2 protein-coding genes are annotated in these 3,948 nt (G+C 62.4%); one reads left to right on the top strand and one right to left on the bottom strand.

Going from position 1 to position 3,948, the window contains the following annotated elements:
• On the bottom strand, positions 1 to 2,128 hold a 2,128-nt coding region (locus tag JJ869_RS22555; protein WP_292271049.1), incomplete at its 3' end, for a bifunctional salicylyl-CoA 5-hydroxylase/oxidoreductase.
• 183 nt (positions 2,129 to 2,311) lie between these two features.
• On the opposite strand from JJ869_RS22555, the gene JJ869_RS22550 reads away from it, so the two are divergent.
• A partial coding sequence (locus tag JJ869_RS22550; RefSeq protein ID WP_292271047.1) for a 3-hydroxyacyl-CoA dehydrogenase NAD-binding domain-containing protein occupies positions 2,312 to 3,948 on the top strand: 1,637 nt, incomplete at its 3' end.

Here is a 3,948-nt window from a genome sequence, read left to right as displayed (position 1 = left end):
CGGCACGCCCGGCCATCAGGATCGAGTTGGCGTGATCGGCCTCGTAAATATGCCCGACAGCCATGGTACACAGTCCCGCCTCGTTGCGGATGCGGTCCGAGAACGGGGTCTGGAACATCCTTCCATAGACGGGTTTGGCCTTGGTCGAGGTTTGGCCTGCGGACACGTCGATCAAATCGGCCCCGGCATCGGCAAACGCTTTGGCGATCAGCACCGCCTCGTCCGGCGTTACGCCGTCCTCGTCCAGCCAGTCCGTCGCTGAGATGCGCACCGACATCGGTTTCCCCTCGGGCCAGACCGCGCGCATTGCGGCGAACACTTCAAGCGGGTAGCGCAGGCGGTTCTCCAGATTGCCGCCGTACTCATCTGTACGGATGTTCGACGCGGGTGAGATGAATGAGGACAGCAGATACCCGTGTGCCGCGTGCAGTTCGATCATGTCGAACCCGGCCCGGTCCGCCATTTCTGCAGAGGCCACGAATTGCGCTGTGATCTCATCCATCTCGGCCCGCGTGATTTCGCGCGGCGTGGCGTTCTCGTCCGACCACGGCAGGGCTGAGGCGCTGATGACGTCCCAGTTGCCATCGGGCAGGGGGGCGTCCATCCGTTCCCACCCCAATTGGGTCGAGCCTTTGCGCCCGGAATGGCCGATCTGGCAGCAGATTTTCGTATCCGTAACGCTGTGTACGAACTTGGCCAGCCGCGCCCAGGCCGCTTCGTGTTCGGGTGCATAAAGCCCCGGACAGCCGGGGGTGATCCGCCCCTCGGGCGACACACAGGTCATTTCGGTGAAGACCAGACCCGCGCCGCCTTTGGCACGTTCGCCATAATGGACAAGGTGCCAGTCGGTGGGGCAGCCATCCTCTGCCATGTATTGCGCCATGGGTGAGACCACGATGCGGTTCTTCAGCGTCATGTCGCGCAGACGGAATGGAGTGAACATGGGCGCCCGCAGAGGCGCGTCTTCGGGAACACCGGCCTGCGTCATGAACCAACGTTCCGCACCTTCGAGCCATGCTTTGTCGCGCGCGCGGAGGTTCTCGTGGCTGATCCGCTGGCTGCGAGTGAGCATCGAATAATTGAGCTGCACGGGGTCGAGGCCCAGATACCGCTCGACCGTTTCGAACCATTCCATCGAATTGCGGGCCGCCGATTGCAGGCGCAGCACTTCGAGGCGGCGTTCGTCCTCATAGCGCTGGAACGCGCGGGTCATGTCAGGCTCTGTGTGAAGGTACTCGGCCAACGCAATCGCGGATTCCAGCGCCAGTTTGGTGCCCGAGCCGATTGAGAAATGCGCGGTTGCGGCGGCATCGCCCAGCAGCACGACGTTCTCGTGGCTCCATGTCTCGCACAGCACGCGCGGAAACCGGATCCAGGCCGATCCCCGGATATGCCGCGCGTTTGTCATCAGGGCATGGCCACCGAGGTGGTCTTTGAAGATTTCCTCGCAGGTCCCGATGCTTTCGTCCTGCGTCATGTCGGCAAAGCCGAACGCGTCAAACGTCTCTTGCGTGCATTCCACGATGAAGGTCGCGGTGTCGTCGTCGAACTGGTAGGCGTGCGCCCAGACCCAGCCCTTGTCGGTTTCCTCGAAAATGAAGGTGAACGCGTCATCAAAGCGCTGATGGGTGCCCAACCAGACAAACTGGCAATGGCGCAGGTCGATGTCGGGTTTGAAGCTGTCGGCATAAAGCGTGCGGGTCTTGGAATTGAGACCGTCGCTGGCAACCACAAGGTCGTATTCCTGACGGTAATCGTCAGCGCTGCCGATTTCAGTCTCGAACCGTAGCTCGACCCCCAATTCCCGCGCCCGTGCCTGGAGCAGAATCAACAACTGCTTGCGTCCGATGCCGCAGAACCCGTGACCGGAGGACACAAGCCGTTCGCCGCGATAGTGCAGGGCGATGTCGTCCCAATAGGCGAAATGGGCGCGGATCGCTTCGGCGCTTTTGGGGTCATTGGCGGCGAGATTGTCGAGCGTTTCGTCCGACAGCACGACGCCCCAGCCAAACGTATCATCGGGCTTGTTGCGTTCGATCACGGTGATCTCGTGCGACGGATCGCGCAGCTTCATCGAGATCGCGAAGTAAAGCCCCGCCGGACCGCCCCCCAGACATGCAACCCGCATCTCGACCTCTTTCTTTGACAGCTTGAAGGGAAGGCTGCACGAGTCGCAAATTTATTTCAAGTTTGAAGTTTTAAACTTGAAATAAATAACCTGCCGCGCCTCAGTTGGAGGGAGACACTTGCCATTCTTCACCCGCGCCCCGACAAATACGCCAACACTTCAGGACAAAGGCGACCCAGAGCGATGACCGTTTCGATAGCCAAACAAGGCCGCGTTGCGGTCGTCACCATCGACAATCCCCCGGTCAATGCATCGTCACAGGCGGTGCGAGCGGGGTTATTGCAGGCCGTGGCGGGGACCGAGGCTGACCCGGACGTCATGTCGGTGGTCCTCGCCTGCGCCGGGCGCACCTTTGTCGCCGGGGCCGACGTGCGCGAGTTCGACCTGCCGCCGGTCGAGCCGCATCTGCCGGACGTCATCACCGCTATTGAGGCAGCCTCGAAACCGTGGGTCGCAGCGATCCACGGCACCGCTTTGGGCGGCGGGTTGGAACTGGCGATGGGGTGTCATGCGCGGATTGCGGACGCCACGGCGCGCATGGGGTTGCCCGAAGTGACCCTTGGTCTTGTGCCGGGGGCGGGGGGCACGGTCCGGTTGCCGCGATTGGTCGAGGCGGAACTGGCGCTGAAGATGATCGCGGGGGGAAAGCCGATCTCGGCCAAGGCGGCGCTTGAGGCCGGTCTGATCGACGCGATTGCAACGGGCGATCTGTTGGGCGAGGCGGTGGCCTTGGCAAACACGCTGGATGCGCCACGACGTACGCTTGATACGGCAGTAGTCGGCGCAACCAATCCTGACGCATTCGACAAGACGGCATCGGGCCTGCGTCGCAAAGCACGCGGGCAGGTGTCGATTGGAGCGGCCATCGACGCGGTGGAGCGCGGCTTGCTCTTGCCTGCGGACGCGGCATTGTCCGAAGAACGCGCAACCTTTCTTGCCTTGAAATCCAGCGATCAGGCCCGCGCCTTGCGTCACATCTTCTTTGCCGAACGCGCCACATTGGCCGACCCGAGGGCGAAACAGACCCCGCGCCCGATCACGCAGATCGGTGTGATCGGAGGCGGCACAATGGGGGCGGGCATTGCGTCGGCCTGCCTTATGTGCGGGTTCCATGTGACGTTGATCGAACGCGACGAGACCAGCCTGGAGGCTGGGGCCAACCGTGTACGCGGAACAATCGACAGCAGCGCCAAGCGGGGTCTTCTGCCTGACCTGAACGCCGTCGTCGCGCGGTTCGAAACCGCCACCGACTACGCCGCTCTGGCGGATGCGGATCTGGTGATCGAGGCGGTCTTCGAAGACTTGGAGGTCAAGAAACAGGTCTTCGCGCAACTGGATGCGGTCACCAAACCGGATGCGATCCTGGCGACCAACACCTCCTATCTCGACGTGAACGCCATCGCAGCGGTTCTGTCCGACCCGTCGCGTGCCATCGGTCTGCACTTCTTTTCCCCGGCGCATATCATGAAGCTCTTGGAGATCGTCCTGCCCGACGCGGTGGCCGAGGATGTGATTGCCACGGCAGCGAAGTTGTCGAAATCGCTGGGAAAGATCGGGGTCCTGTCCGGTGTCTGCGACGGCTTCATCGGCAACCGCATCATGTCGGCCTACCGCGCAGAGGCGGATCGGCTTTTGATCGACGGGGCCACGCCTTCACAGGTGGATGCGGCCATGCGCGATTATGGCTTTCCGATCGGCGTGTTTGAAATGCAGGATCTGGCGGGGCTGGATATCGCGTGGGCGATGCGCAAACGGCGGCTGGCCGAGGGCAAGCTCAGTGGCCCTTATATCCGGAACGCAGATCGGCGCTGCGAGATGGG

It is taken from the genome of Marivita sp. (assembly GCF_017643905.1).
Lineage (GTDB): Bacteria > Pseudomonadota > Alphaproteobacteria > Rhodobacterales > Rhodobacteraceae > Marivita.
The sequence above is the reverse complement of the archived record's forward strand: the minus strand, read 5'-3'. Positions and strand labels throughout refer to the sequence as shown.